We start from the raw sequence: 26,529 nt of genomic DNA on the forward strand, positions 1-26,529 counted from the left end.
AACAATAGAAAACCCCGCCCGAAGGAGCAACGGGCGGGGTGCACGGAAGGCCGTGCGATCAGAAGTGGAAGTTGGTGGTCAGCAATACGGTGCGGCCCGCCGCTTCCGAGGCATAGTGCGCGGCATAGGCCTTGTCGAAGTACTTCTTGTCGAAGACGTTCTGCACGTTCAGCTGGAAGTCCACATTCTTGCTCAGCTTGTAGCTGGCCATCGCGTCATAGCGCCAGTAGTCCGGCACGTAGACGGTATTGGCGACGTCGCCGTAGACCTTGTCGACATAGAAGGTGCCGCCGCCGATGGTGGCGTTGGGCAGGATGTCGTAGGTGGTCCACAGGCTGAAGCTGTTCTCCGGCGTGTTGGGCATCTGGTTGCCGTCGTTGGACGGCGCGGTGGCGGTCACGTTGCCGCTGCGGCCGGACTTGCCGGCCTTGACCAGCTCGCTGTCCAGGTAGCTGTAGCCGGCGAACACCTTCCACTTGTCGGTCAGCTTGCCGGTAGCGCTCAGCTCGACGCCGTCGACGCGGGATTGGCCGGCGTTGTCGTAGGTCTGGTTGGCGACCAGTACGCGGGTGTTGTCCTTGTCGGTGCGGAAGATCGCCCCGGTCAGCTCCAGGCGCTCGTTGAAGAACGCCCACTTGGTGCCGATCTCGTAGTTGGTGGTCTCTTCCGGTTCGAGGTTGTTCTTCACCGCGAAGGCATCGACCGCATTGCTGGTGTCGCCGTTGTCCAGCATGGCGCCAGGCGGGGTCGCCGAGGTGGCGTAGGAGGCGTACACGCTACCGTTGGGCAGCGGTTTCCAGACCACGCCGGCCTGCCAGTTCCAGAAAGTGGAGCTGTTTTCCAGCTTGGTGGCCGGGTTGGCCGAGTGATTCTTCGCGGTGGTGTCGAAGCTGTCGAAGCGCGCGCCGAGGTTGACTTGCCACTGCTCGGACAGGTCGATGGTGTCGAAGCCGTAGATCGCCTTGGTGGTGCCCACGGTGTTCAGCGGCTTGTAGTTGCGGGTGATGCTGCCGTTCCACGGGTCGTGCGGGTTCGGGTCGGTCACGCTGGTGCAATTGTAGCCGCTCGGCGCGCCGATCAGCGACGGGTTGCATTTGTTCGCGCCGGCGCTGGAGCCGGTATTGGTATTCACCGTGTAGCTGTCGCGCTTGCTGTCCTCGCGGCTGAATTCCAGGCCAGTGGTGAAGCTGTTCTTGAAGCCGCCCAGGTAGAACTCGCCGAACAGGTCGGTCTGGTTGATCGCCGTGGTGGTGTTGCTGACGCGGCTGTTCACGCGGCGCCACAGGCTGCCGTTGTTGATGTTGCCCTGGCTGTCGTCGGGCTGGGTCCAGATGTAGTCCTGGTGGCTGGTGCCGTAGCGCGTGGTGTTGCGCACGGTCAGGTTGTCGGCCAGGTCGTGTTCGATGGCGAGGGTGCTGGTGTCGACGCGGCTCTTCTGGAAGTCGCGGTTTTCCAACCCGTAGTAGGTGCTGCGATCGACGTGGATCGGCTTGTCCGGGTTGGACTTGCTGCGGTCGGCGCTCCTGGCGTAGGGGATGCCGGAGTCCGGGGTGTCGTCGCTTTCCAGGTGGTAGTGGCTGACGGTGACGCGGGTCGGGCCGTTCAGGCCGAAGGTCAGCGAGGGCGCGACGCCCCAGCGGCTGTAGTCGACGTTGTCGCGGCCGGCCACGTTCTGGTCGTGGGTCATCAGGTTCAGGCGGAACGCGGCGTTGCCGTCGAGGAATTCCTGGTTGGTGTCCAGGGTGTAGCGGCGGGTCTGGTCGGAACCGTAGGTGAAGCTGCCATCGGTGAAGTTGCCGGCCTTGGCCTGCTTGCTCACCAGGTTGATGCTGCCGCCGGCCGAGCCGCGGCCGCCGAAGGCCGAGTTCGGGCCCTTGCTGACTTCGATCTGCTCGAGGTTGAAGACCTCGCGGGACTGCGCGCCGGTGTCGCGGACACCGTCCACGTAGACGTCGCTCTGGGCGTCGAAGCCGCGGATGAAGGGGCGGTCGCCGGTCGGGTTGCCACCCTCGCCGGCACCGAAGGTGATGCCCGGCACGGTACGCAGGGCATCCTGCAGGGTCAGTGCGCCGGTGTCCTTGATCACCTGTTGCGGCACCACGGTCACCGAGCGCGGCGTATCGAGCAGCGGCGCGGTGTACTTCTTGGATGCGGATTGCTCGACGTTGTAGCTGGCCGGCTCCTGTTGCTTGGCACCGACGACGGTGTCGGCATCCAGCGACAGCACATCCTGTGCGGGCTTCTTCTCGGTGGACTCCGCCGCCTGGGCGAAGTGGCTGCCGGACATGGCGGTGAGGGCCACACCGACGGCGGAGACCAGCAGGCGCGGAGCGCTGGTGGCTTCGACAGATTGACGCGACATCGAAAGTTCCCTCCCCAGGGACTTGCTGAAGGCGGCGCAATCTAGTGCAAAACGAGAATCTGTATCAATTAGTAAATATTATCAGACGCACTTTATTTACAACATTTACATTTACCCCGTGCGACCGTTCGCCACCTCCGCTATACGCTGCAAATGCAAATGTCTATCATCGGCGTCGGATTTTCATTTGACCGAGCCCCGCCATGCTGCTGCACATTCCCGGCCTGTTCACCCGCGACGAGGTGACCCGCATCCGCACCGCCCTGGAGCAGGCCGAGTGGGGCGACGGCAAGGTCACCGCCGGCTACCAGTCGGCCAAGGCCAAGCACAACCTGCAGCTGGCCCAGGACCACCCGCTGGCCCGTGAGATTTCCGAGGCCATGCTGCTGCGCCTGTGGCAGAACCCGCTGTTCATGTCCGCGGCCCTGCCGCACAAGGTGTTCCCGCCGCTGTTCAACTGCTACACCGGCGGCGGCAGCTTCGACTTCCACATCGACAACGCCGTGCGCGACGTCCAGGGCGGCCGCGAACGGGTGCGCACCGACCTCTCCTCCACCCTGTTCTTCAGCGACCCCGAGGACTACGACGGCGGCGAACTGGTCATCCAGGACACCTACGGCGAGCAGCGCGTGAAGCTGCCGGCCGGCGACCTGGTGCTCTACCCCGGCACCAGCCTGCACAAGGTCGAGCCGGTGACCCGCGGCGCGCGCTTCGCCTCGTTCTTCTGGACGCAGAGCCTGGTGCGCGAGGACAGCCAGCGCGCCCTGCTGTTCCAGATGGACCAGGCGATCCAGAAGCTCAGCGCCGATGTGCCCGAGCACCCGGCCCTGGTCGAGCTGACCGGCACCTACCACAACCTGCTGCGGCGCTGGGTCGAGGTCTGACATGGCGTTCGTCCTGCGCCGGCGCGAAGAGCTCTCGGTGGAGCAACTGCGCGCCCGCCTGGCCAGCGACCCGCGCCAGGCCGCGGCGGCCATCCTCGAAGCCGCGCGCCAGGGCGACGTCGAGGCCCAGGCGCTGCTCGGGCAGATCCTCCTCGACGGCCAGGGCATCGAGCGCGACGCCGCGCTGGCGGCGACCTGGTTCCGCATCGCCGCCGAGCGCGGCCACGCCATGGCGCGCAACATGCTCGGGCGCTGCCTGGAGCACGGCTGGGGCGTGCCCGCCAACCCCGCCGAGGCAGCCGAGCACTATGCCCGCGCGGCGGCCGTGGACCTCGACTGGGGCCTGTACAACCTGGCCAACCTGCTGGCCACCGGCCGCGGCGTGCCGCGTGACGCGGCCCATGCCCTGGCGCTGTACCGGCGCGCCGCCGACCTCGGCCACGCCAAGTCGATGAACCTGGTCGGCCGCCATTACGAGGAAGGCCTGTGCGTGCCGCGCGACCCCGAGCAGGCCCGCGAGTGGTACCGCCGCTCGGCGGTGGCCGGCGACTTCCGCGGCCAGTTCAGCCACGCCGCGGCGCTGGCCGAGCGGGGCGAGGTGGAGGACGCGCGCTACTGGCTGCTGCGCGCCCTGGAGGGTGGCAACCTGAACTTCCTGCGGGTGGCCCGCGAGCAGCTGGAACGGGCGCCGCAGCCGGAACTGCGCAGCCTGGCCCTGGCCTACTACCGGCGCGCCGCGGAACTCGGCGAGACGGCCGACGCCGATCTGTTCGCCGCGGCGCTCAAGCGCCTGTAAGCGATTTCTTGACGTTTTTTTCACATGTCCTTGCCCCGCCCTTCACACATGCCTCGCTAGGCTCGCAAGCCAACTGACCGCCCCGCACGGGCGGCCCCTGCAAGACGAGGCAAGCGTGTCGACTGCAACCACCCCCTCCCGCCGCAAGGTGGACTGGGCCGGCCTGGGCTGGCTGCTGCTGTTCTTCTGGTACTTCTCCGGCGTCACCCAGGCGCTGATCCTGTTCAGCGGCACCACCGGCTTCGCCGGCTTCCGCGACGCCTTCTTCCTCAGCAGCCTGTGGCTGGCCCCGCCGCTGCTGCTGCCGCGCTTCACCCGCGGCCTGGCGGCGCTGATCGGCCTGGTGCTGTGGGCGGCCTCGCTGGTGGGCCTGAGCTACTTCGGCATCTACCACCAGGAGTTCTCGCAGAGCGTCATCTTCGTCATGTTCGAGTCGAACACGGCCGAGGCCGGCGAATACTTCAGCCAGTACTTCAGCACCTGGCTGTGCCTGGCCCTGCTGCTCTACACCGCGGTGGCGGTGCTGTTGTGGCGGCGCGTGCGCCCGCTGCGCATGCCCGCGCCGGCCCGGGTGGCCCTGGCCGTGCTGCTGGTGGCGGCGAACCTGGTCTACCCCTTCTACAAGCAGATGGTCAGCCAGGAGCGCAGCTTCGCCCAGGCCCTGGAGAAGGTGCAGCAGCGCATGGAGCCGGCGGTGCCCTGGCAACTGGTGGTGGGCTACGCGCAGTACCGCCAGCAGCTGGACAACATGCAGAAGCTGCTGCAGCGCAACGCCGCCCTGCCGCCGCTGAAGAACCTGCAGGACAACAGCGGCGAGGCGCCGCGCACCCTGGTGCTGGTGCTGGGCGAATCCACCACCCGCGAGCACATGCACCTGTACGGCTACGACCGGCCGACCACGCCGAACCTCGACGCCCTGGCCGCCGGCGACCGCAACCTGACGGTGTTCAAGGACGTGGTCTCGCCGCGCCCCTACACCATCGAGGTGATGCAGCAGATCCTCACCTTCGGCGACGAGCAGCACCCGGACCGCTTCCTCACCGACCCGTCGCTGATCAACCTGATGAAGCAGGCCGGCTACAAGACCTTCTGGATCACCAACCAGCAGACGATGACCAAGCGCAACACCATGCTCACCACCTTCTCGCAGCAGACGGACGAGCAGTTCTACCTGAACAACCAGCGCAACCAGAACGCCCGCCAGTACGACGACGTGGTCTTCGCACCCTTCGAACAGGTGCTCAAGGACCCGGCGCCGAAGAAACTCATCGTGGTGCACCTGCTGGGCACCCACATGGACTACCGCTATCGCTACCCCGAGGCGTTCGCCCGCTTCAAGGACCGCCAGGGCGTGCCGGCCGGGCTCTCGGACGATCAGGCGGACACCTACAACGCCTACGACAACGCGGTGCTGCACAACGACTTCGTGGTCGCCAGCCTGATCAAGCGCTACGCCGCCAGCGAGCCGAACGGCTTCCTGGTGTACCTTTCCGACCATGGCGAGGAGGTCTTCAGCTCCGGCAAGCACGACCGCCTGGGGCGCAACGAGGGCGACCCAACGCGGCCGATGTACACCATCCCCTTCCTGCTCTGGACCTCGCCGAGCTGGCAGCAGGCCCATCCGCGCGACCTGCAGGCGCTGAGCGGAAGGCCCTACAGCAGCTCGCACCTGATCCACACCCTGTCCGACCTGGCGGGCCTGAGCTACGACCGCTACGAGCCGGGCAAGAGCCTGGTCAACGAGCGCTTCGTGGCGGCACCCCGCTGGATCGGCGATCCCTACGCGAAGAACGGCCTGCATGAGTTCGACAAGCTGCCGCTGGATAACGCCATGGGCGACCAGCAACTGGCCAAGGCCGGCAAGGCGCCGGCTACCGCCCAGGCACGCCAGGCCAACGAGGGTTGAGCCGCGCGGGCCCTGCCCGCGAAATCGCGCGCAGGGCGCGCTCCTACATGGGTACGGTGTTGGGGCAATCTGCGAATCACGCCGATACGTCCGGCTATCGCGGACAAGGTCCGCTCCTACGCCCGTGCTTTCCTGGAACTGTAGGAGCGGGCCCTGCCCGCGATTTCGTGCGCATGACGTGCGTCCCGGGGATGGTGTGGGCGGGGCAGCGTAGCGGATCTCATCCGCGAATCGCGCCGACACCCCCGGCTATCGCGGACAAGGTCCGCTCCTACGCCCGTGCGTCCCTGGAACTGTAGGAGCGGGCCCTGCCCGCGATTTCGCGCGCAGGGCGCGCTCCTACATGGGAATGGCGTGGGTGGGGTCGCGTAGGAGCGGATCTCATCCGCGAATCGCGCCGATACCTCCGGCTATCGCGGACAGAGTCCGTTCCTACGTCCGAGCTATCCTGCCTACACCTCCGCGCCCGTAGGATGGGTTGAGCGAAGCGATACCCATCATCACCACCGCATGGGTTTCGCAAGCTCAACCCATCCTACGAAAAGCCCCTCGGCGCAGCCGGAAAGGCATTGGCCGGGACAAAAGAAAAAACCCCGCATCGGCGGGGTTTCTTCGCTTCAGCTGCGGCTCAGATGTAGAAGGCCTTCAGCGGCGGGAAGCCGTTGAATTCCACCGCGCTGTAGCTGGTGGTGTAGGCGCCGGTGGACAGCCAGTACAGGCGGTCGCCGGCGGCCAGGTTCAGCGGCAGGCCGTACTTGTAGTGCTCGTACATGATGTCGGCGCTGTCGCAGGTCGGGCCGGCGATCACCACTTCTTCCATCTCGCCCTTCTTCTCGGTCCAGATGGGGAACTTGATGGATTCGTCCATGGTTTCGATCAGGCCGGAGAACTTGCCCACGTCGGCGTACACCCAGCGCTCCACCGCGGTGCGCGACTTGCGCGCCACCAGCACCACTTCGCTGACCAGAATGCCGGCGTTGGCGATCAGCGAGCGGCCCGGCTCGAGGATGATTTCCGGCAGGTCGTCGCCGAAGTCTTCCTTGAGGAAGCGGATGATCTCCTCGGCGTAGGTTTCCAGGTCGTTGGTCTTGGCGATGTAGTTGGCCGGGAAGCCGCCGCCCATGTTGATCATCTTCAGCTCGATGCCGTCTTCTTCCTTCAGACGCTCGAAGATCACCTTGACCTTGGCGATGGCCGCATCCCACACCGAGATGTCACGCTGCTGCGAGCCGACGTGGAAGGAGATGCCATAGGGCACCAGGCCCAGCTGGCGGGCGAGGATCAGCAGGTCCATGGCCATGTCGGTCTGGCAGCCGAACTTGCGCGACAGCGGCCAGTCGGCGGTGGTCGAACCCTCGGTGAGGATGCGCACGTAGACCTTGGCGCCCGGCGCGGCCTTGGCGATGTTGCGCAGGTCGGCCTCGGAGTCGGTGGCGAACAGGCGCACACCCTTCTCATAGAAGTAGCGGATGTCCTTGGCTTTCTTGATGGTGTTGCCGTAGCTGATGCGCTCCGGGCCCACGCCGGTCTTCATCACCTTGTCCAGCTCGTAGATCGAGGCGATGTCGAAGTTCGAGCCCTTGTCGCGCAGCAGCTCGGTGATCTCGGTGGCCGGGTTGGCCTTGACCGCGTAGTACACCTTGGCGAACGGGAAGCAATGGGTCAGCTGGTCGTAGGCGTCGGCGATGGTCTGCTTGTCGATGACGACGAAGGGGGTTTCCTGCTTGTCGGCAAATGCCTTCATACGCTGGAAGGTTTCAGGGGCGAAGTAATCCTCGACCTTGATGGACATGGTTGGGACTCCCAATGGCAAAACACATGGATACGTAGGGGTGAAGCTGAACGTCTAATCCGTTTCCCCACTTTGGTTCGCCTACTTCCCAAGGCATGTCGCCGAGTATCACCTGGTGCCCGGCGCTTTCTGCGAAGGACTCGCAGAAACCGCTGAACTGATTAGTCAGGCAGACTCTCGTCGTCAGTACTTGAGCCGGATGGATCGTTTCCAGCATGGACGTTCGGGCGCGAACTTTAGGACCTGAAGTCCGTGAGTTCAACCAGAAATTGCCGCTTTGCCGAATCCCTTTGTCGCCTGGCCGGTTGACTGTTCTAGATACTCGACAAAATGCACGGAATACCGCACAGCACGGGGCTTCCAGGGGTTCGGAACGGCCTAATCATCCCCCTTCTTTTTGACAGACCGGGGACAGCGACGAGGGTTCATCGGCGGCATCATCACGCTCCAGGTTTTGGGGAAAGTTCGCGCACCAAGCTCGGAAACCCTAACCACGGCTGGACCCCATACTCCCCGCCCCTGTCGGACGAAACCTCGGCGCTCGCCAATATGTCCGCCATATCCGGTTATCATCCGGTCTCTTTCCGCGTGCCCCCGACCCAGGGATAGGTCACTGGGGCCGGCCCACTTGCCTTGCCAAGGAGTACCTGCGACATGCTCGACCTCGCCGCGGCGTTCATCACGCTGACCACCCTGCTCACCTACGTGAACTACCGCTTCGTACGGCTGCCGCCGACCATCGGCGTGATGGCCACGGCGCTGGTGTTCTCGCTCCTCGCCCAGGGCCTGTCGATGGCCGGCTACCCGGTGCTGGAGGTGGAGATGCAGCAGATCATCCGCCGCATCGACTTCTCCGAAGTGCTGATGACCTGGTTCCTGCCCGCGCTGCTGTTCGCCGGCGCCCTGCACGTGAACCTCGGCGACCTGCGCAACTACAAGTGGCCGATCGGCCTGCTGGCCACCTTCGGCGTGCTGATCGCCACCACGGTGATCGGCTACCTGGCCTACTACACCTTCGCCCTGTTCGGCTGGCACGTGGACTTCATCTACTGCCTGCTGTTCGGCGCGCTCATCTCGCCCACCGACCCCATCGCCGTGCTCGGCATCCTGCGCTCGGCCGGCGCGCCCAAGCCGCTGGCCACCACCATCGTCGGCGAGTCGCTGTTCAACGACGGCACTGCGGTGGTGGTGTTCACCATCCTCCTGGGCATCCTCATGGCCGGCGAGACGCCGACCGTCTCGGCCACCGCCTGGCTGTTCCTGCAGGAGGCGGTGGGCGGCGTGCTGTTCGGCGCGGCGCTGGGCTACGGGGTGTTCCTGATGATGCGCGGCATCGACCAGTACCAGGTGGAAGTGATGCTGACCCTCGCCCTGGTCATCGGCGGCGCCGCCCTGGCCGCGCGCCTGCACGTGTCGGCGCCGATCGCCATGGTGGTGGCCGGGCTGATCATCGGCAACCAGGCGCGCCAGTACGCCATGTCCGACGAGACGCGGCGCTATATCGACAAGTTCTGGGAGCTGATCGACGAAATCCTCAACGCCCTGCTGTTCGCCCTGATCGGCCTGGAACTGCTGCTGTTGCCGTTCAACTGGCTGCACGTGGTGGCCGCCCTGGTCCTCGGCGGCGCGGTGCTGGCCTCGCGCCTGCTCACCGTGGCCCCGGCCATCCTGGTGCTGCGCCAGACCGAGGCCGGGCGCCGCCAGGTGCCGAGCGGAACCATCCGCATCCTGGTCTGGGGCGGTCTGCGCGGCGGCGTCTCGGTGGCCCTGGCGCTGTCGCTGCCGCTGGGCGAACAGCGCGACCTGATCCTCAGCCTGACCTACGTGGTGGTGCTGGTGTCCATCCTGCTCCAGGGCCTGTCCATCGGCCCGCTGGTGCGCACCCTCTACCGCGGCGAGGCGCCCGCGGCCGTGGAGGAACACTGACAGCCCTGCAAGGAAACGCGGAGCCGGCTTGAGGCGGGCGCCCTGAATTATACTCTTCAAGGAATATTCATTTAAGGATATATTCAACGATGAGGTGGCAGGTCGAATTTTGCGATGAATTCGAGCCGGAATTCGCGGCCATGGCCGAGGCCGTGCAGGATGAGCTGCTGGCCCAGCTCCAGGTGCTGGAGCGTTTCGGTCCGGAACTGGGGCGTCCGCAAGTGGACACCCTCAAGGGCTCGAAGCACGCCAACATGAAGGAACTGCGCTTCAGGGCCGATGACGGTGTCTGGCGCGTGGCCTTCGCGTTCGATCCGCAACGCAAGGCCGTGCTGCTCGTCGGTGGCGACAAGTCCGGCGGCAGCGAAAGGAAGTTCTACAAGGCTTTGATCATGAGCGCGGATGCCCGCTTCGACCGGCACCTGGTCGCTTTGCAGAAGGGGAAAGACAATGGCCAAGTCACTTGAGCAGGTTATGAAAGGGCTCCCCACGGCCCGCCGGCAGAAGATCGAACAGCGCGGCGCAGAGCTCATCGCCGAGCAGATGACGCTACAGGAACTGCGCAAGTCGCTGAACCTGACCCAGGAAGCCATGGCCGACCTCCTCGCCATCAAGCAGGGGAACGTCTCCAAGGTCGAGAAGCGCACCGACATGCTGATCTCGACCCTGCGTGAATATGTCGAAGCCATGGGTGGCACGCTGGAGCTGGTCGCCCGCCTGCCGGGGCGCCCTCCGGTCAAGCTCGAAGGTTTCCGCGACCTCCACGCCGAGCACGAATAGACAAGCGCCTCGCCCATCGCGGCATTCGCAACCGGCGAGCCCCCGCCCGGCTGCGCCCTCGGGCAATCCCGACCACCTTTTGTTACAATGCACGGTTTCCTGCGCTGGCCCGAACAAACGGCCAGGGGCGCCTCTTCAGCTGTGTACACAGCAGCGTACACAATCGAGATCCAGAACGATGTCCGACAGCAAAATTGTCAATGAAGTGAAGGCCAGACGCACCTTCGCGATCATCTCCCACCCCGACGCCGGTAAGACCACCATCACCGAGAAGCTGCTGCTGATGGGCAAGGCCATCGCCGTCGCCGGCACCGTGAAGTCGCGCAAGTCCGACCGCCACGCGACCTCCGACTGGATGGAAATGGAGAAGCAGCGCGGCATCTCCATCACCACCTCGGTGATGCAGTTCCCCTACCGCGAGCACATGGTCAACCTGCTCGACACCCCCGGCCACGAAGACTTCTCCGAAGACACCTACCGCACCCTGACCGCGGTGGACTCGGCGCTGATGGTGCTCGACGGCGGTAAAGGGGTAGAGCCGCGGACCATCGCCCTGATGGAAGTCTGCCGCCTGCGCGACACGCCCATCGTCAGCTTCATCAACAAACTGGACCGCGACATCCGCGACCCCATCGAGCTGCTCGACGAGATCGAGGCGGTGCTGAAGATCAAGGCCGCGCCCATCACCTGGCCGATCGGCTGCTACCGGGACTTCAAGGGCGTGTACCACCTGGCCGAGGACAAGATCATCGTCTACGTGCCCGGCCACGGCCACGAGCGCATCGAGACCCAGGTCATCGACAAGCTCGACTCCGACGAGGCCCGCGCGCACCTGGGCGATCTCTACGACAACTTCCTCGAAGAGCTGGAACTGGTGCAGGGCGCCTGCCACGCGTTCGACAAGGACGCCTTCCTCAAGGGCGAGATGACCCCGGTGTTCTTCGGTACCGCGCTGGGCAACTTCGGCGTCGACCAGGTGCTCGACTGCATCGTCGACTGGGCCCCGCAGCCGCTGGCGCGCGCCGCCCACGAGCGCATCGTCGAGCCCACCGAGGAGAAGTTCACAGGCTTCGTGTTCAAGATCCAGGCGAACATGGACCCGAAACACCGCGACCGCATCGCCTTCATGCGCATCTGCTCGGGCAAGTACGAGAAGGGCATGAAGATGCGCCACGTGCGCCTGGGCAAGGACGTGAAGATCGCCGACGCCCTGACCTTCTTCTCCAGCGAGCGCGAGCAGCTGGAAGAGGCCTACGCCGGCGACATCATCGGCCTGCACAACCACGGCACCATCCAGATCGGCGACACCTTCACCGAGGGCGAGAACCTGGGCTTCACCGGCATCCCGCACTTCGCCCCGGAACTGTTCCGCCGCGTGCGCCTGAAGGACCCGCTGAAGTCCAAGCAGCTGCGCCAGGGCCTGCAGGAACTGGCCGAGGAAGGCGCCACCCAGGTGTTCTTCCCCGAGCGCAACAACGACATCATCCTCGGCGCCGTGGGCGTGCTGCAGTTCGACGTGGTCGCCAGCCGCCTGAAGGAGGAATACAAGGTCGAGTGCGCCTACGAGCAGATCAACGTCTGGTCGGCGCGCTGGATCGAGTGCAAGGACGAGAAGAAGCTCAAGGAGTTCAAGGACAAGGCCTTCGAGAACCTCTCCGTGGACGGCGGCGGCCACCTCACCTACCTGGCCCCCACCCGGGTGAACCTGAGCCTGATGGAAGAGCGCTGGCCGGACATCACCTTCCGCGCGACGCGCGAGCATCACTGAGTCAGGTGCCTTCGTGAAAACGCCCGCCGTTGTGCGGGCGTTTTTGTTGGTGGCGGAGGCCTCCCGGGTGGGCCGGTATTCCGAATGAACTCCGCACCCTCTCCCCAGCCCTCTCCCTGAAGGGAGAGGGGGCCGTACGTGCAAGCAGATAGTCCGGTTTCATCCTGCACCATCTGCTTTTGCGCTGGCTTCGTAGAAGCGAATTCGAACGAGGGTGCAGGATGACGCCTGACTTCCCACTCGCTCAGGACAGCCCCCTCTCCCTTCAGGGAGAGGGTTGGGGAGAGGGGACGGAACCAACCCCCGCACAACTCTTCCCACCTGACATCTCATCACGGATCCAACGCACCGGAGCTCCAGGTGGACGATGGCGCCGAGCCGGTGAACTTCGCCGCAATCGCCCCGCGCGGGATCAGCCGGTCGCGATAGCGGGTAACGAACAGCCCAGTCTGCGGCGCCCGCAGCACCACCTCGCTCCCGGCATCCCCCGGCCGCGCGACGATGCGGGCGAAGCGCTCGCCGGCCTGCACCACCTCACCCAACTCGCGCTCGAACACCAGCACCCCGGCCACCGGCGCGAACACCGTTTCCATGAACCCCATGGGCACCGCCACGCCTTGCCAGGCCGGTAGTTGCACCGCTTCCTCGATCACCCCGCGCCCGCAGAGGAAGGCCCACAGGCCGTCGGCATCCTGCTGCGCCAGCGCGTCGCTGACGTCGCCCTGGCCGCGCAGTTCCACCGTGGCCACCAGGCGCCCGTCGAAGCGATCCTCGGCCAGCCAGGGTGCGATCACCACTTCCTCGAAGGCGCCGTCGCTGTCGCCTTCCCAGATGATCGCCAGCTCGGCGCGCAACGCCGCGGCCAGGTCCTGCGCCGCCGGCCACAGGCGTTCGTGGACGTAGAGGTACTGCAGCGCCTCGTCGTCGGTATGCAGGTCCAACACGATGTCCGCCGGCGCCGCCAGCGCGGCCAGTTGGCGCTGCCAGTCGCTGAGGTTGTCCACTGTGCCCGTGGCTTTCGCCGAGGCCGGGAAGCCGCGGTTGAAGTTGCGCGCCGTCGCTTCGTGATGGCGGCCGAGGATGCGCCCCTGGCGGAACTGGCCGATGCCGAAGGGGTTGGCCTGGGGCACCAGCGTCACGCTGCCGTTGAGCCTCCCCTGCTCCGCCGCCTGGCGCAGCCTCGGCAGCAGTTGGTGCAGCACCAGCATGCCGGCGATTTCGTCGGCGTGGACCCCGGCCTGCAGGTGCACCCGCGGCCCCGGCCGGCCGGCGTCGATGCGCCAGGCCGGCACCGTCAATGGCGCGCCGGAATCCCCGCTCAGCCGCAGCGATACGTCTTCGATCATGCTTGCCTCCTCCCTCGTCGCGGGGCATGGCAAACTTGCCCGGCGCCCCCTAGTATCGATTCCACCCACCGCGCCCCGGCGCCCCGCACAAGGAACTCCCCCGCGTGGACAGCCCCCGCCAGAAAGCCCGCCGCGCCACGCCCGAGGAACGCCGCGAGGACCTGGTGCGCGCCTGCCTCAAGTGCCTGGTCGCCGATGGCCACGCCGGTATCTCGGTGCGGCGCATCGCCAAGGAGGCGGGGGTGGCCGTGGGCCTGGTCAACCACCACTTCGGCAGCATCGAGGCGCTGGTCGCCCAGGCCTACGAGAGCCTCGCCGCCGGCGTCACCCAGTCGCTGCGCGAGAGCGTCGCCGCCGCCGGCCTGGACCCCGCCGCGCGCCTGGACGCCTTCCTGGTCGGCTCCTTCTCCCCGGGCGTGCTCGACCCCGACCTGCTCAGCCCCTGGGTGGTGTTCTGGAGCCTCATCCGCCATTCCACGCCGGTCAACGACGCCCACGAGCGCGGCTACCGCGCCTACCTGCAATTGCTCGAAGGCCTGATCACCGACCTCGCCCGCAGCGAAGGCTTCGCCATCGCCAACCCGCGCCTGGCCTCCATCGGCCTGTCGGCCATGCTCGACGGCCTGTGGCTGGAGTGGTGCCTGAACCCCACCACCTTCAGCGCCGAGGACGGCCTGCAGCTCAGCCGCCACTGGGTCGAGGGCCTGCGCCGCGGCGCCTACGCCTAGACCTTCGCCTTGCGCCGCCAGAACACCCAGCCGGCGCGCGAACGCGGCGCGACGGACTCGCGGCGGACCGGCGTGGCGCGCTCCAGCAGGTTGAAACAGCCCTCGATGATGAACGTCAGGCACACGTAGATGGCCGCCACCAGCAGCAGCGGCTGGTACACCTGGAAGGTCTGCGCGCGCACCACGTTGGCCGCGCCCAGCAGGTCGACCACGGCGATGGTCGAGGCCAGCGCGGTGGACTTGAGCAGCAGCACCGTTTCCCCGGCCAGGGTCGGCAGCAGCAGGCGGATCGCCCGCGGCAGCCACACCCGGTAGAGCACCAGGCGGCGGTGCATGCCGAAGGCCGCGGCGGCTTCCAGCTCGCCGCGCGGCACGGCCTTGAGGCCGCCGCGCACCACCTCGCCGACATAGGCCCCCACCGACAGCACCAGCGCCAGCACTATGTACCAGTAGCCGTCGCGCAGGTACGGCCAGAGGAAGCTGCTGCGGATCGGCGGGTAGGTGGCGAACAGGCTGCCCAGGCCGTAGTAGCAGGTGTAGATCTGCACCAGCAGCGGCGTGCCGCGGATGACGCTGGTGAAGGCCAGGCTGGCCTTGGCCACGAACAGGTTGCGCGACATCCGCGCCAGCGCCACCAGCAGCGCCAGGGCGAAGCCGAGCACGGCGCTGACCAGCAGCAGCGACAGGGTGGTGCCCAGGCCGCGCAGCAGCAGGCTGGCGTAGCTGAATATCCAGTGATCGCTCATCGCGCGCGCCTCATACCGCCGGTATCCAGCGGCGGAAACGCCGCTCGAGCCAGCCGGAGAACAGGTTGGAGAGCACCGTGAGCAGGTAGTACAGCGCCGCCGCGGTGAGGTAGAAGGTCAGGTAGTGTCGCGTCGAGCCGGCCGCCTGCTTGGCGGTGTAGAGCAGCTCGTTGGTGCCCACCACGCTGATCAGCGCGCTGTCCTTGATCAGGTTGACCCACAGGTTGGCCATCCCGGCCAGGGCGTTGGGCGCCATGATCGGCAGGGTGACGCGGCGGAACAGGCCGAAGCCGTGCATGCCGTAGGCCCGCGCCGCCTCGATCTGGCCGTAGGGGATGGCCTGGATGGCGCCGCGGAAGATTTCCGAGGCGTAGGCGCCCTGCACCAGGCCGAGCACGGCGATGGCGACCATGGTGCCGTTGAGCTTCACGTCGCCGTAGCCGAGCCAGGCGAACAGCTGGTTCAGGCCCATGGAGCCGACGTAGTACAGCAGCAGGATCAGCAGCAGCTCCGGCACCGCCCGGCACAGCGTGGTGTAGCCGCGCGCGGCGGCGGCCAGCGGGCGCGGGCCGTTGAGCTTGGCGCTGGCGGCGCCCAGGCCGATCAGCATGCCGACCAGGAAGGCGCCGAAGGAAATCTGCAGGGTGACCAGCAGCCCGCGCAGCAGCGCCGGCCCCCAGCCCTGGGCGCCGAAGCCGACGAGGTCGAGATAGGATTGCATGGTGAATTCCTCGAACGACGGCGCCGCCCGGGCAGGGGCGGCGCCGGCTCATCACTGCTGCTTGGGCGCGACGCTGAGGCCGAAGTACTTGTCCGACAGCGCCTTGTAGTCGTCGCTGGCCAGCAGCTTGCCGATGGCCTCGTCGAGCCTGGCCTTCAGCGCGGTGTCGTCCTTGCGCAGGCCGGCGCCCACGCCGCGGCCGAACAGCGGGTCGTGGGGCACCTCGCCCTTGCTGACGATGCCCGCGGCCTTGGCGTCGGGGGAGTCGAGGAAGGACTTCACGGCGATGCCGTCGGCCATCATCAGGTCGATGCGCCCGGCCACCAGGTCGGCGTTCACCGAGTCCTGGGTGTCGTAGTAGCGCACGTCGGCGATCTTCTCGTAGTACTTCTTCAGGTAGTTGGAGCTGACGGTGGAGATCTGCACGCCGATCACCTTGCCCTTCAGCCCCTCGGGGCTGATGGCGATGTCGCTGGCGGCCGGCGCGGCCACCGCCACCGGGGTGTCGTAGTAGGGCACGCTGAAGGCGATCTGCTTCTCGCGCTCGTCGGTGATGGACATGGAGTTGAAGATGACGTCGATCTTCTTCGCCATCAACGCCGGGATGATGCCGTCCCAGGCCACCTCGTCGATCTCGCACTGCGCCTTCATCTCGGCGCAGACCTTGTGGATCAGGTCCGGCTCGAAGCCGGTCCACTGGCCGTCCGGCTGCTTCACCGAGAACGGCGGGTAGGGCTCCGCCGCCAGGGCGAAGCGCAATGTCTCCGCCTGCGCGCTGGCCATGCCCGCCGCCAGCAATGCCGCACCCACCAACCAACCGCAAAGACCCTGTCTATTCATGATGCCCCTTCCGCTTTCTTGTGGTTTGTCGTGCTAGAAGCTTGCCCGGGTGGCCGCGCGGGGCGGCCGGTTCAACGATTCTGGTGGGCGTTGACGAACTGCCGGCAGCGCTCGCTGCGCGGCCGCGCGAAGACCTCCTCGGGGGTGCCCTCCTCCTCGATCAGCCCCTGGTGGAGGAATGCCACGTGGCTGGAGACGTCGCGGGCGAAGGCCATTTCGTGGGTCACCAGGATCATGGTGCGACCCTCCTCGGCCAGCGAGCGGATCACCCGCAGCACCTCGCCGACCAGCTCCGGGTCCAGCGCCGAGGTCGGCTCGTCGAACAGCATCACCTTCGGCCGCACCGCCAGGGCGCGGGCGATGGCCACGCGCTGCTGCTGGCCGCCGGAGAGGAAGGCCGGGTATTCGTTGCGCTTCTCCGCCAGGCCCACCCGCGCCAACAGCGCCTCGGCGCGCTCGCGGGCCTCGGCGCGGCTCTCGTGGAGGACGAAGGTCGGCGCCTCCATCAGGTTCTCCAGCACGGTGCGGTGCGGCCACAGGTTGAAGTTCTGGAACACCATGCCCAGCCGCGAGCGGATGCGCGTCAGTTGCTTCTGGTCGGCCACCCGCGGCTCGCCGTGGCGGTCCTGGTCGAGGCGGATGATCTCGCCGTCGACGCTGACGCTGCCGGCGTTGGGCACCTCCAGCATGTTGATGCAGCGCAGCAGGGTGCTCTTGCCCGAGCCGCTGGCGCCGATCAGCGACACCACGCCGCCCTCGCGGGCCGACAGCGAGACGCCCTTGAGCACCTCGAACTGGCCGAAGCGCTTGTGCAGGTCGCGGACTTCGATCACGGGTTTGCTGGCGAGCACGCTCTGTGTAGGAGCGCGCCCTGCGCGCGATTCGCGGGCAGGGCCCGCTCCTACAGGGGAGGCCGCGGGCAAGCCCTCGACGAAGCCGAGGATGCGCTCGCAAGCCTCGGCCAGGGTCTCGTCGGCCAGGGTGAAGGACAGCCGCACGAAGCCGTCGGCCTGGGGCCCGAAGGCGGCGGCGTCGAGCACCGACACGCCGCGGGCGCGGAACAGCTGCCAGGCGAAGTCCAGGGAACTCAGGCCCGTGCCGCGCACGTCGACCATCACGAACATCCCGGCCTCGGGGCTCAGCACCTTCAGCCGCGGGCTGCGCGCCAGCTGCCGCAGCACCAGGTCGCGGCGCCGGCGGTAGACCTCGCGCATCCCGGCGGCCACCTCGTCGTGACGGCGCACCGCCGCCAGCGCGGCCTCCTGCACGAAGCCGGGCAGGCCGTAGAGCATGTTCAGCGCCAGGTTCTCGATGTGCCCGACCAGCTTCGGCTCGGCGACGATCCAGCCGGCGCGCCAGCCGGTCATGGCGTGGGACTTGGACAGGCTGCCCAGGCTCAGGGTGCGCGCGGCCATGCCCGGCAGCGCGGCGAAGCTCTGGTGCGGCTGCTCGAAGGTCAGCGCCTCGTACACCTCGTCCACCACCACCCAGAGGTCGTGGCGCTCGGCGACGGCGGCGATGGCACGCAGCTCGTCGGGGCGCATGACCACGCCGGTGGGGTTGTTCGGGTTGGCGAAGAAGATCGCCTTGGTGCGCGGGGTGATGGCCGCTTCCAGGGCCGCCGCGTCGAGGCGGAAGCCGTTGTCGGCGGGAGTGGGCACCGCCACCAGCTTGGCGCCGGTGGCCTTCAGGGTGGCCTCGTAGGTGACGTAGACCGGGTCGAAGACGATGACTTCGTCGCCGGCCTCCAGCAGGCACAGGGCGGCGGCGAACAGGGCGTTCTGCGCGCCGGCGAGGACGATGACGTTGTCCGCGCCCACCTGCAGGTCGAAGCGCCGCCGGTACAGGTCGGCGATGGCCTGGCGCAGTTCCGGGCGCCCGGCCACGTCGCTGTAATGGGTGTCGCCGGCCTGCAGCGAGACCACCGCGGCGTCGGTGATGAAGGCCGGGGTGGCGAAGTCCGGATCGCCGACGCTGAGGACGATCGCGTCCTCCCCAGCGCGTTGCGCCGCCACGGCGGCGTAGTGGATATCCCAGGCGGCTGCGCCTGGCCCGACCATCCTGTCCACAAGCGACGAATAACGCATGCACGGACCTCACCCGAATGACGGAGAACCCGCGGCGGGAACGGCGTTCGGCGGCGGGGCGTGGCATCACCATAACCACGAATGAACGAGTGTTCAACAGTGTTTTCCGGCCAAATCGAGCGCTCGTTCAATTTGCCCCGGAATAGAGCGGCCGCGGCCTGCGGGCCCATTTTCGGCGCCCGGCGCGGCAGGCACCGGCAAGCCTGGCGAAGGGCACGAAGCGGCCCGCACTCTCCCGTCTGCCCTGCCCCGCCAGGGTGCAGGCAGGGCCGCGACATTTTCCGAACATGCTCATAACGGGTTCTTAACGAATGCTCGGCGAGCATGGATGCATTCAATGGCCACAGTCCCGTGACCCGCATGGACAACGCGTTCCTCCCCTTCTCCCGGCCCAGCATCGGCGCCGAGGAAATCCAGGCCGTCAGCCAGGTGCTCGGCTCCGGCTGGATCACCACCGGCCCGAAGAACCAGCTGCTGGAGCAGCGCTTCGCCGACTACGTCGGCTGCAAGCACGCCGTGGCCGTGGCCTCGGCCACCGGCGCCATGCACATCGCCCTGCTGGCGCTGGGCATCGGCCCGGGCGACGAGGTGATCACCCCGTCGCAGACCTGGGTGTCCACCGCTAACATGATCTGCCTGCTGGGCGCCACGCCGGTGTTCGTCGACGTCGACCGCGACACCCTGATGACCGACGCCGCGCGCATCGAGGCGGCCATCACCCCGCGCACGAAAGCGATCATCCCGGTGCACTATGCCGGCGCCGCCTTCAACCTCGACCCGCTCTACGCGCTGGCCGAAAAACACGGCATCGCGGTGATCGAGGACGCCGCCCACGCCGCCGGCACCCGCTACCGTGGCCGCCACGTCGGTTCACGCGGCACGGCGATCTTCTCCTTCCATGCGATCAAGAACATGACCTGCGCCGAGGGCGGGATGTTCGTCAGCGACGACGAAGCCCTGGCCAACCGCGTGCGCACCCTGAAGTTCCACGGCCTGGGGGTGGACGCCTACGACCGCCTGAGCCACGGCCGCAAGCCCCAGGCGCAGGTGATCGAGCCGGGCTTCAAGTACAACCTCACCGACATCAATGCAGCCATCGCGCTGGTACAGCTGGAGCGCCTGGACGCCCTCAACGCCCGCCGCGCCGAACTCGCCGCGCAGTACCTGGAGCGCCTGGCGCACCTGCCGGTGCAGCCGCTGAGCGTGCCCGGCTACCCGCAGCAACACGCCTGGCACCTGTTCATCCTGCGCATCGACGAGCAGGCCTGCGGCATGCATCGCGACGCCTTCATGCAGGCCCTGCAGCAGCGCGGTATCGGCAGCGGCATCCACTTCATCGGCACCCACCTGCACACCTGGTACCGCCAGCGCTTTCCCGGCGCCAGCCTGCCCGCCACCGAATGGAACTCGGCGCGCCTGTGTTCCATCCCGCTGTTCCCCGACATGACCGACGCCGACCTGGAGCGCGTGGTCGGGGCCTGCGAAACCCTTCTTCGGTGAACCCGTGAAACCCTATGCCATCGACTGCGTCTCCGTGGTCATCCCGGTGTACAACGAGCAGGACAGCCTGCCCGAACTGCTGCGCCGCACCGACGCCGCCTGCCGCCAGCTCGGCCGCGCCTACGAAATCGTGCTGGTCGACGACGGCAGCCGCGACGGCTCCGCCGAGCTGCTCCAGGAAGCCGCCGAGGCGCCCGACAGCCACGTGCTGGCGGTCATCCTCAACCGCAACTACGGCCAGCACGCGGCGATCATGGCCGGCTTCGAGCAGTGCCGCGGCGACCTGGTGATCACCCTCGACGCCGACCTGCAGAACCCGCCGGAGGAAATCCCGCGGCTGGTCGAGCAGGCCGCCAGGGGCTACGACGTGGTCGGCACGGTGCGCGGCAACCGCCAGGACTCGGCCCTGCGCCGCTGGCCGTCGAGGCTGATCAACCTGGCCGTGCAGCGCTCCACCGGCGTGGCCATGAGCGACTACGGCTGCATGTTGCGCGCCTACCGCCGCGGCATCGTCAAGGCGATGCTGGCCTGCCGCGAGCGCAGCACCTTCATCCCCATCCTGGCCAACAGCTTCGCCCGCCACACCAGCGAGATAGTGGTCGGCCATGCCGAGCGCGAGCACGGCGAGTCGAAGTACGGCTTCCTGCGCCTGGTCAACCTGATGTTCGACCTGGTCACCTGCATGACCACCAGCCCGCTGCGCCTGCTCAGCCTGGTCGGCGCCGGCATGGCCCTGGCCGGCACCGCCTTCGGCGTCCTGCTGCTGGCGCTGCGCCTGCTTTTCGGCGCGGCCTGGGCCGGCGACGGCCTGTTCGTGCTGTTCGCCATCCTCTTCCTGTTCAGCGGCGTGCAGCTGGTCGGCATGGGTCTGCTCGGCGAGTACCTGGGCCGCATGTACAACGACGTGCGCGCCCGCCCGCGCTTCTTCATCGAGCGCGTGGCGCGCGGCGCGGCCCTGCCCACCGCCAGCACCGCGTCGATCTCCCCTACCCCTGCCGTCGAGTCCCTAGCCCAATGAGCGCCAAGACCCTCGTATTCGCCTACCACGACATCGGCTGCGCCGGCATCGAAGCCCTGCTGGCCGCCGGCTACCAGATCGACGCGGTGTTCACCCACGCCGACGACGCGCGGGAAAACCGCTTCTTCGGCTCGGTGGCGCAGCTGTGCGCGCAGCGCGGCATCCCGGTGCACGCCCCGGAGGACGTCAACCACCCGCTGTGGATCGCGCGCATCCGCGAGCTGCAGCCGCAGTTCATCTTCTCGTTCTACTACCGCCACCTGCTCGGCGAGGAGCTGCTGGCCTGCGCCCGCCGCGGCGCCTTCAACCTGCACGGCTCGCTGCTGCCGCGCTACCGCGGCCGCGCCCCGGCCAACTGGGTGCTGGTCAACGGCGAAAGCGAAACCGGCGTGACCCTCCACCGCATGGTCAAGCGCGCCGACGCCGGCGCCATCATCGCCCAGCAGCGCGTGGCCATCGACGCCGAGGACACCGCCCTGAGCCTGCACGGCAAGCTGCGCGAGGCCGCCGGCGAACTGCTCGGCCGGCTGCTGCCGGCGATGCTCGAAGGCGACTTCGTCGAGCGCGAGCAGGACGAAAGCCAGGCCAGCTACTTCGGCCGCCGCACCCCCGCCGACGGCCTGCTCGACTGGCGCCGCCCGGCCAGCGAACTGCACAACCTGGTGCGCGCGGTGACGCAGCCCTACCCCGGCGCCTTCGCCCCGGTGGGCGAGCGCAAGCTGATCGTCTGGCAGTCGAAGGTGGTGCCCGGCAACCAGGGCCGCCCGGCCGGCGCCGTGCTCAGTGTGGAGCCGCTGCGCATCGCCTGCGGCGAAGACAGCCTGGAGATAGTCGCCGGCCAGCAGGGCGACGCCGGGCTGTTCCTCGCCGGCGCGCAACTGGCCCGCGAGATGGGCCTGGTGATCGGCTCGCGGCTGCACGCGGTGGGCAAGCCCCGGCGCAAGACGCGGGTGCTGATCCTCGGCGTCAACGGCTTCATCGGCAACCACCTCTCCGAGCGCCTGCTGCGCGACGGCCACTACGAGGTGTACGGCCTGGACATCGGCTCCGACGCCATCGAACGGCTGAAGAGCAACCCGGACTTCCACTTCGTCGAGGGCGACATCAGCATCCACACCGAGTGGATCGAGTACCACATCAAGAAGTGCGATGTGGTGCTGCCGCTGGTGGCCATCGCCACCCCCATCGAGTACACCCGCAACCCGCTGCGCGTGTTCGAGCTGGACTTCGAGGAAAACCTCAAGCTGGTGCGCTACTGCGTGAAGTACGGCAAGCGGGTGATCTTCCCGTCCACCTCCGAGGTGTACGGCATGTGCAGCGACGCCAGCTTCGACGAGGACAGTTCCAACCTGGTGGTGGGCCCGATCAACAAGCAGCGCTGGATCTACTCGGTGTCCAAGCAGCTGCTCGACCGGGTGATCTGGGCCTACGGCCAGAAGGGCCTGCGCTTCACCCTGTTCCGCCCGTTCAACTGGATGGGCCCGCGCCTGGACCGCCTGGACTCGGCGCGCATCGGTAGTTCGCGGGCGATCACCCAACTGATCCTGCACCTGGTGGAAGGCACGCCGATCCGCCTGGTCGACGGCGGCGCGCAGAAGCGCTGCTTCACCGACGTGGACGACGGCATCGAGGCCCTGGCGCGCATCGTCGACAACGACGGCGGGCGCTGCGACGGGCAGATCGTCAACATCGGCAACCCGGACAACGAGGCGAGCATCCGCGAGCTGGGCGAGGAACTGCTGCGCCAGTTCGAGGCCCACCCGCTGCGTGCGCACTTCCCGCCCTTCGCCGGCTTCCGCGAGGTGGAGAGCCGCAGCTTCTACGGCGACGGCTACCAGGACGTGGCGCACCGCAAGCCGAGCATCGACAACGCCCGCCGCCTGCTGGACTGGGAGCCGAAGGTGCACATGCGCGAGACCATCGCCAAGACCCTCGACTTCTTCCTGCGCGAGGCCATCGCCGAGCAGCAGCAGGCCGGCAAGCTGAGGATCGCCAGCTGATGCAGGCCGGGTTGCGCATCGACGTCGACACCTACCGCGGCACCCGTGACGGCGTGCCGCGGCTGCTGGAGCTGCTCGACGAGGCGGGGGTGAAGGCGACCTTCTTCTTCAGCGTCGGCCCGGACAACATGGGCCGCCACCTGTGGCGCCTGGCGCGGCCGCGCTTCCTGTGGAAGATGCTGCGCTCCAAAGCCGCCAGCCTGTACGGCTGGGACATCCTCCTGGCCGGCACCGCCTGGCCCGGCCGGCCCATCGGCCGCGACCTCGGCCCGCTGATGCGGCGCACCCTGGCCGCCGGCCACGAGGTCGGCCTGCACGCCTGGGACCACCACGGCTGGCAGGCCAACGCCGGCCACTGGAGCGCCGAGCAGCTGCACCGGCAGATCGCCCTGGGCGTGGACAGCCTCAGCGACATCCTCGGCCAGCGCGTGGACTGCTCGGCGGTGGCCGGCTGGCGCGCCGACGAGCGCACCGTGCAGGCCAAGGAGGCCTTCGGCTTCCGCTACAACAGCGACTGCCGCGGCGCCTCGCCGTTCCGCCCGCGCCTGGCCGACGGCCGCCCGGGCACCCCGCAGGTGCCGGTGGACCTGCCGACCTTCGACGAGGTGGTGGGCCCGGAGGTCTCCGCCAGCGCCTTCAACGACTTCATCATGGCCCGCTTCCGCCCGCGGGCGCTGAACGTCTACACCGTGCACGCCGAGGTGGAAGGCATCGTCATGGCCGACGTCTTCCGCGCGCTGCTGGGCCATGCCCGCGAGGGCGGCATCCGCTTCCGCCCCCTCGGCCAGTTGCTGCCGGCCGACCCGGCGACGCTGCCGCTGGGCGAGCTGCGCCGCGGCAGCCTGGCGGGCCGCGAAGGCTGGCTGGGCGTGCAGCGATGAACCGGCGCTATTCCCTGCTGGCCGGGGCCGTGCTGGTCCTGTTCTTCCTCGTGCCGCTGGGCCTGCACGGCCTGTGGATACCCGACGAGACGCGCTACGCGCAGGTCGCCCAGGAAATGCTGCAGCGCGGCGACTGGGTGACGCCGCACTTCCTCGGCCTGCGCTACTTCGAGAAGCCCATCGCCGGCTACTGGCTGGTCGCTCTCGGCCAGGTGGCGTTCGGCGAGAACCTGTTCGGCGTGCGCTTCGCCTCGGTGCTGGTCAGCGCCTGCAGCACCCTGCTGGTCTGGCTGCTGGGCCGGCGGCTGTGGCCGCAGCCGGGCCGGGCGTGGACGGCCGCGCTGCTCTACGGCAGCTTCGCGTTGATCGCCGGGCAGGCCGGCTACGCCAACCTCGACCCGCAATTCACCCTGTGGGTGAACCTGAGCCTGTTCGCCCTGTGGTTCGCCTTCGAGGCCACCTCGCCCCGTGCCCGCCTCGGCGCCTGGGTGGCGTTGGGCGCAGCCTGCGCCATGGGCTTCATGACCAAGGGCTTCCTCGCCGGCCTGCTGCCGGTGCTGGTGGCGCTGCCCTACGCGCTGTGGCGCCGGCGCCTGCGCGAACTCTTCCTGCTCGGCCCGCTGGCGGTGCTGGTGGCGCTGCTGGCCAGCCTGCCCTGGGTGCTGGCGGTGCACCTGCACGAGCCGGACTTCTGGCATTTCTTCTTCTGGCACGAGCACATCCAGCGCTTCGCCGGCAGCGACGCCCAGCACGCGCGGCCGTTCTGGTTCTTCGTGCCGCTGCTGTTCGCCTGCGCGGCGCCCTGGACGCTGCTGGTCCCCGCCGCCTTCCAGCGCGGCTGGCAGGCGCGCCGCGCGCCCCACGCGGTGTTCCTGCTGCTGTGGTTCGCCATGCCCTTCCTGTTCTTCAGCCTGGCCAGGGGCAAGCTGCCGACCTACATCATGCCCTGCTTCGCGCCCCTGGCCCTGCTGATGGCCGATGCCCTGGCCAGCGCCCTGGAGAGCGGGCGCCTGCGGGCGCTGCGCCTGAACGGCGCGCTGAACCTGCTGCTGGGCCTGCTCGGCCTGGCCGCGCTGGCATTCCTGCAGGCGAAGAAGGCGCTGTACCACCAGCAACTGCCGAGCCTGCTGCTGATCGGCCTGGTCTGCGCCCTCTGGGCCCTGTGCGGCGCCCTGCAATGGCTGCGCCCGCAGCAGCTGTGGGGCGCACCGGCGCTGGCCGCCTGGCTGCTGGTGGCTGCGGCGCCGGCGGCGCTGCCCGAGCGCATGGTCAACAGCAAGATGCCCGACCAGTTCATCGCCCAGCACCTGGAGGAGCTGGCCGGCGCCCGCACCCTGCTGAGCAACGACCTGGGCAGCGCCTCGGCGCTGGCCTGGCGCACCGGGCGCAGCGAGGTGTTCCTGCTCAACACCGAGGGCGAGCTCAAGTACGGCCTCGGCTACCCCGACGCCCAGGGCCGCTCGCTGAGCCTGGAAGGCTTCCCCGCCTGGCTCGCCGATGCGCGCCGCAAGGGGCCGGTGGGCGTGATCCTGCGCGTCAACAGCCCCGGCGACGAAGCCGAGCTGGCGCTGATGCCCAAGGACGTCACCAGCTACCGGGAAAACCACCTGGTGTTCCTGCTGATCCCGCAGGCCGCGCCATGACCGCCGTGCTGCTCGCCGCCGTGTGCCTGCTCACCTGCCTCGGCCAGGTGGCCCAGAAACTCGCCGTGGACGGCTGGGGCGAACGCGACTTGAGCCTGTTGGGCAAGCTGCTGTCGCCCTGGCTGCTGCTGGCCGTGGCCTGCCTGGGCGCCGCCCTGCTGCTCTGGCTGCTGCTGTTGCAGCGCCTGCCGGTGGGCCTGGCCTACCCGATGCTGAGCCTGAACTTCGTGCTGGTCACCCTGGCCGCGCGCCTGCTCTTCGGCGAAAGCGTCGATGCGCGCCACTGGCTGGGCATCCTGCTGATCGGCGCCGGCGTGGCGCTGCTGGGGGCGCAGGCATGAGCCGCGTCACCGGCTTCGCCCTGGCCCTGGGCAGCGTGGCCCTGGTCAGTAGCGCCCAGTTGGGGATGCGCTGGGCCATGGTGCGCCTGCCCGAGCCGGCGCAGTGGCTGCAAGCGCTGAGCACCTACCACCTGCCGCTGCTGGGCGTGCTCGCCGCCGCCGTGCTGGCCTACGCGCTGTCGCTGCTGTGCTGGCTGGGCGCCCTGCGCCAGCTGCCGCTGGGCCGCGCCTATTCGCTGCTGAGCATCAGCTACGCCCTGGTCTACCTCGGCGCCGCCGCGCTGCCCGGCTTCGGCGAACCGCTGAACACCCGCGGCACCCTTGGCGTGGCCCTGGTGATCGCCGGCGTGCTGACCATCAACGCGCCGCGCGGCAAAAGAACCGTAACGAAGCACCGGCATGCTGGCCCAAGCCAGGGCGGCAGCACGGCGGTGCGCTCGAATCACCCGTAACCACCAGGGACA

The 26,529-nt window shown here is 68.0% G+C and carries 22 protein-coding genes; 15 read left to right on the forward strand and 7 right to left on the reverse strand.

The genetic code is table 11. From position 1 onward, the window contains the following. Positions 1-58 precede the first annotated feature (58 nt). Positions 59-2,362 carry a TonB-dependent receptor gene (locus PM1_RS25285; RefSeq protein ID WP_009617710.1) on the reverse strand — a complete coding sequence of 768 codons (2,304 nt, stop codon included), beginning with the start codon at positions 2,360-2,362 and terminating at the stop codon, positions 59-61. A gap of 203 nt (positions 2,363-2,565) precedes the next feature. Between PM1_RS25285 and PM1_RS25290 the strand changes: the two genes are divergently transcribed. From PM1_RS25290 to PM1_RS25300, 3 genes are all read left to right on the forward strand, one after another. Then, positions 2,566-3,246 carry a Fe2+-dependent dioxygenase gene (locus PM1_RS25290; RefSeq protein WP_009617709.1) on the forward strand — a complete coding sequence of 227 codons (681 nt, stop codon included), beginning with the start codon at positions 2,566-2,568 and terminating at the stop codon, positions 3,244-3,246. Between the two features lies 1 nt (position 3,247). Next, positions 3,248-4,042 carry a tetratricopeptide repeat protein gene (locus PM1_RS25295; protein ID WP_009617708.1) on the forward strand — a complete coding sequence of 265 codons (795 nt, stop codon included), beginning with the start codon at positions 3,248-3,250 and terminating at the stop codon, positions 4,040-4,042. Between the two features lie 115 nt (positions 4,043-4,157). Continuing rightward, entirely contained in the window at positions 4,158-5,948 is a 1,791-nt protein-coding gene (locus PM1_RS25300) for a phosphoethanolamine transferase CptA (RefSeq protein WP_009617706.1), read from the forward strand. A gap of 628 nt (positions 5,949-6,576) precedes the next feature. Here PM1_RS25300 and PM1_RS25305 read toward each other — a convergent pair. After that, complete coding sequence (locus PM1_RS25305) at positions 6,577-7,740, reverse strand: type III PLP-dependent enzyme (RefSeq protein ID WP_009617704.1); 1,164 nt, start codon at positions 7,738-7,740, stop codon at positions 6,577-6,579. Between the two features lie 654 nt (positions 7,741-8,394). Between PM1_RS25305 and PM1_RS25310 the strand changes: the two genes are divergently transcribed. The 4 genes from PM1_RS25310 to PM1_RS25325 all read left to right on the forward strand — a co-directional run bounded on the left by PM1_RS25310 (position 8,395) and on the right by PM1_RS25325 (position 12,214). Beyond that, positions 8,395-9,666 (forward strand): cation:proton antiporter, encoded by a 1,272-nt coding sequence (locus PM1_RS25310; RefSeq protein WP_009617702.1) that lies wholly within the window; start codon positions 8,395-8,397, stop codon positions 9,664-9,666. A gap of 89 nt (positions 9,667-9,755) precedes the next feature. Further along, positions 9,756-10,133 carry a type II toxin-antitoxin system RelE/ParE family toxin gene (locus PM1_RS25315; RefSeq protein WP_009617700.1) on the forward strand — a complete coding sequence of 126 codons (378 nt, stop codon included), beginning with the start codon at positions 9,756-9,758 and terminating at the stop codon, positions 10,131-10,133. Beyond that, positions 10,117-10,446 carry an XRE family transcriptional regulator gene (locus PM1_RS25320; protein WP_009617698.1) on the forward strand — a complete coding sequence of 110 codons (330 nt, stop codon included), beginning with the start codon at positions 10,117-10,119 and terminating at the stop codon, positions 10,444-10,446. Before PM1_RS25315 ends, PM1_RS25320 begins: the two co-directional genes overlap by 17 nt. Positions 10,447-10,624: 178 nt before the next feature. Beyond that, a complete protein-coding gene (locus tag PM1_RS25325; RefSeq protein ID WP_009617696.1) occupies positions 10,625-12,214 on the forward strand; it encodes a peptide chain release factor 3 in 1,590 nt (529 codons plus the stop codon). Positions 12,215-12,546: 332 nt separating this feature from the next. Here the strand turns inward: PM1_RS25325 and PM1_RS25330 are convergent, their stop codons facing one another. Next, positions 12,547-13,560, reverse strand: coding sequence for a succinylglutamate desuccinylase/aspartoacylase domain-containing protein (locus PM1_RS25330; protein ID WP_009617694.1), 1,014 nt, complete (start codon positions 13,558-13,560; stop codon positions 12,547-12,549). Positions 13,561-13,664: 104 nt separating this feature from the next. Between PM1_RS25330 and PM1_RS25335 the strand changes: the two genes are divergently transcribed. Beyond that, positions 13,665-14,288 carry a TetR/AcrR family transcriptional regulator gene (locus tag PM1_RS25335; protein ID WP_009617686.1) on the forward strand — a complete coding sequence of 208 codons (624 nt, stop codon included), beginning with the start codon at positions 13,665-13,667 and terminating at the stop codon, positions 14,286-14,288. On the opposite strand, the gene PM1_RS25340 is transcribed toward PM1_RS25335, so the two are convergent. From PM1_RS25340 to PM1_RS31180, 4 genes are all read right to left on the reverse strand, one after another. Next, entirely contained in the window at positions 14,285-15,034 is a 750-nt protein-coding gene (locus PM1_RS25340; RefSeq protein ID WP_009617685.1) for an ABC transporter permease, read from the reverse strand. The genes PM1_RS25335 and PM1_RS25340 overlap by 4 nt on opposite strands. 10 nt (positions 15,035-15,044) lie before the next feature. Further along, entirely contained in the window at positions 15,045-15,755 is a 711-nt protein-coding gene (locus PM1_RS25345; protein ID WP_009617684.1) for an ABC transporter permease, read from the reverse strand. Between the two features lie 51 nt (positions 15,756-15,806). Then, positions 15,807-16,595 carry a transporter substrate-binding domain-containing protein gene (locus tag PM1_RS25350; RefSeq protein WP_009617683.1) on the reverse strand — a complete coding sequence of 263 codons (789 nt, stop codon included), beginning with the start codon at positions 16,593-16,595 and terminating at the stop codon, positions 15,807-15,809. Between the two features lie 71 nt (positions 16,596-16,666). After that, entirely contained in the window at positions 16,667-18,682 is a 2,016-nt protein-coding gene (locus PM1_RS31180; RefSeq protein WP_009617682.1) for an aminotransferase class I/II-fold pyridoxal phosphate-dependent enzyme, read from the reverse strand. A gap of 360 nt (positions 18,683-19,042) precedes the next feature. Between PM1_RS31180 and arnB the strand changes: the two genes are divergently transcribed. From arnB to arnF, 7 genes are read left to right on the forward strand one after another with little or no spacing between them, the layout of a single operon-like run. After that, positions 19,043-20,182: a UDP-4-amino-4-deoxy-L-arabinose aminotransferase gene (arnB, locus tag PM1_RS25365; protein WP_024128157.1), complete on the forward strand. Its 1,140-nt coding sequence runs from the start codon at positions 19,043-19,045 to the stop codon at positions 20,180-20,182. Positions 20,183-20,186: 4 nt separating this feature from the next. Next, complete coding sequence (gene arnC / locus PM1_RS25370; RefSeq protein ID WP_009617679.1) at positions 20,187-21,200, forward strand: undecaprenyl-phosphate 4-deoxy-4-formamido-L-arabinose transferase; 1,014 nt, start codon at positions 20,187-20,189, stop codon at positions 21,198-21,200. Then, positions 21,197-23,200 carry a bifunctional UDP-4-amino-4-deoxy-L-arabinose formyltransferase/UDP-glucuronic acid oxidase ArnA gene (gene arnA, locus PM1_RS25375; RefSeq protein WP_009617677.1) on the forward strand — a complete coding sequence of 668 codons (2,004 nt, stop codon included), beginning with the start codon at positions 21,197-21,199 and terminating at the stop codon, positions 23,198-23,200. Before arnC ends, arnA begins: the two co-directional genes overlap by 4 nt. Further along, on the forward strand, positions 23,197-24,081 hold the full coding sequence (gene arnD / locus PM1_RS25380; protein ID WP_161788522.1) for a 4-deoxy-4-formamido-L-arabinose-phosphoundecaprenol deformylase: 885 nt from the start codon (positions 23,197-23,199) through the stop codon (positions 24,079-24,081). Before arnA ends, arnD begins: the two co-directional genes overlap by 4 nt. Beyond that, positions 24,078-25,724, forward strand: coding sequence for a lipid IV(A) 4-amino-4-deoxy-L-arabinosyltransferase (gene arnT / locus PM1_RS25385; protein ID WP_009617673.1), 1,647 nt, complete (start codon positions 24,078-24,080; stop codon positions 25,722-25,724). The genes arnD and arnT overlap by 4 nt, the downstream gene beginning before the upstream one ends. Further along, positions 25,721-26,065 (forward strand): 4-amino-4-deoxy-L-arabinose-phosphoundecaprenol flippase subunit ArnE, encoded by a 345-nt coding sequence (gene arnE, locus PM1_RS25390; protein WP_009617671.1) that lies wholly within the window; start codon positions 25,721-25,723, stop codon positions 26,063-26,065. Before arnT ends, arnE begins: the two co-directional genes overlap by 4 nt. After that, on the forward strand, positions 26,062-26,517 hold the full coding sequence (gene arnF, locus PM1_RS25395) for a 4-amino-4-deoxy-L-arabinose-phosphoundecaprenol flippase subunit ArnF (protein ID WP_009617669.1): 456 nt from the start codon (positions 26,062-26,064) through the stop codon (positions 26,515-26,517). The genes arnE and arnF overlap by 4 nt, the downstream gene beginning before the upstream one ends. Positions 26,518-26,529: the final 12 nt, after the last annotated feature.

The organism is Pseudomonas sp. M1, from assembly GCF_022760135.1.
Taxonomy (GTDB): domain Bacteria; phylum Pseudomonadota; class Gammaproteobacteria; order Pseudomonadales; family Pseudomonadaceae; genus Pseudomonas; species Pseudomonas citronellolis.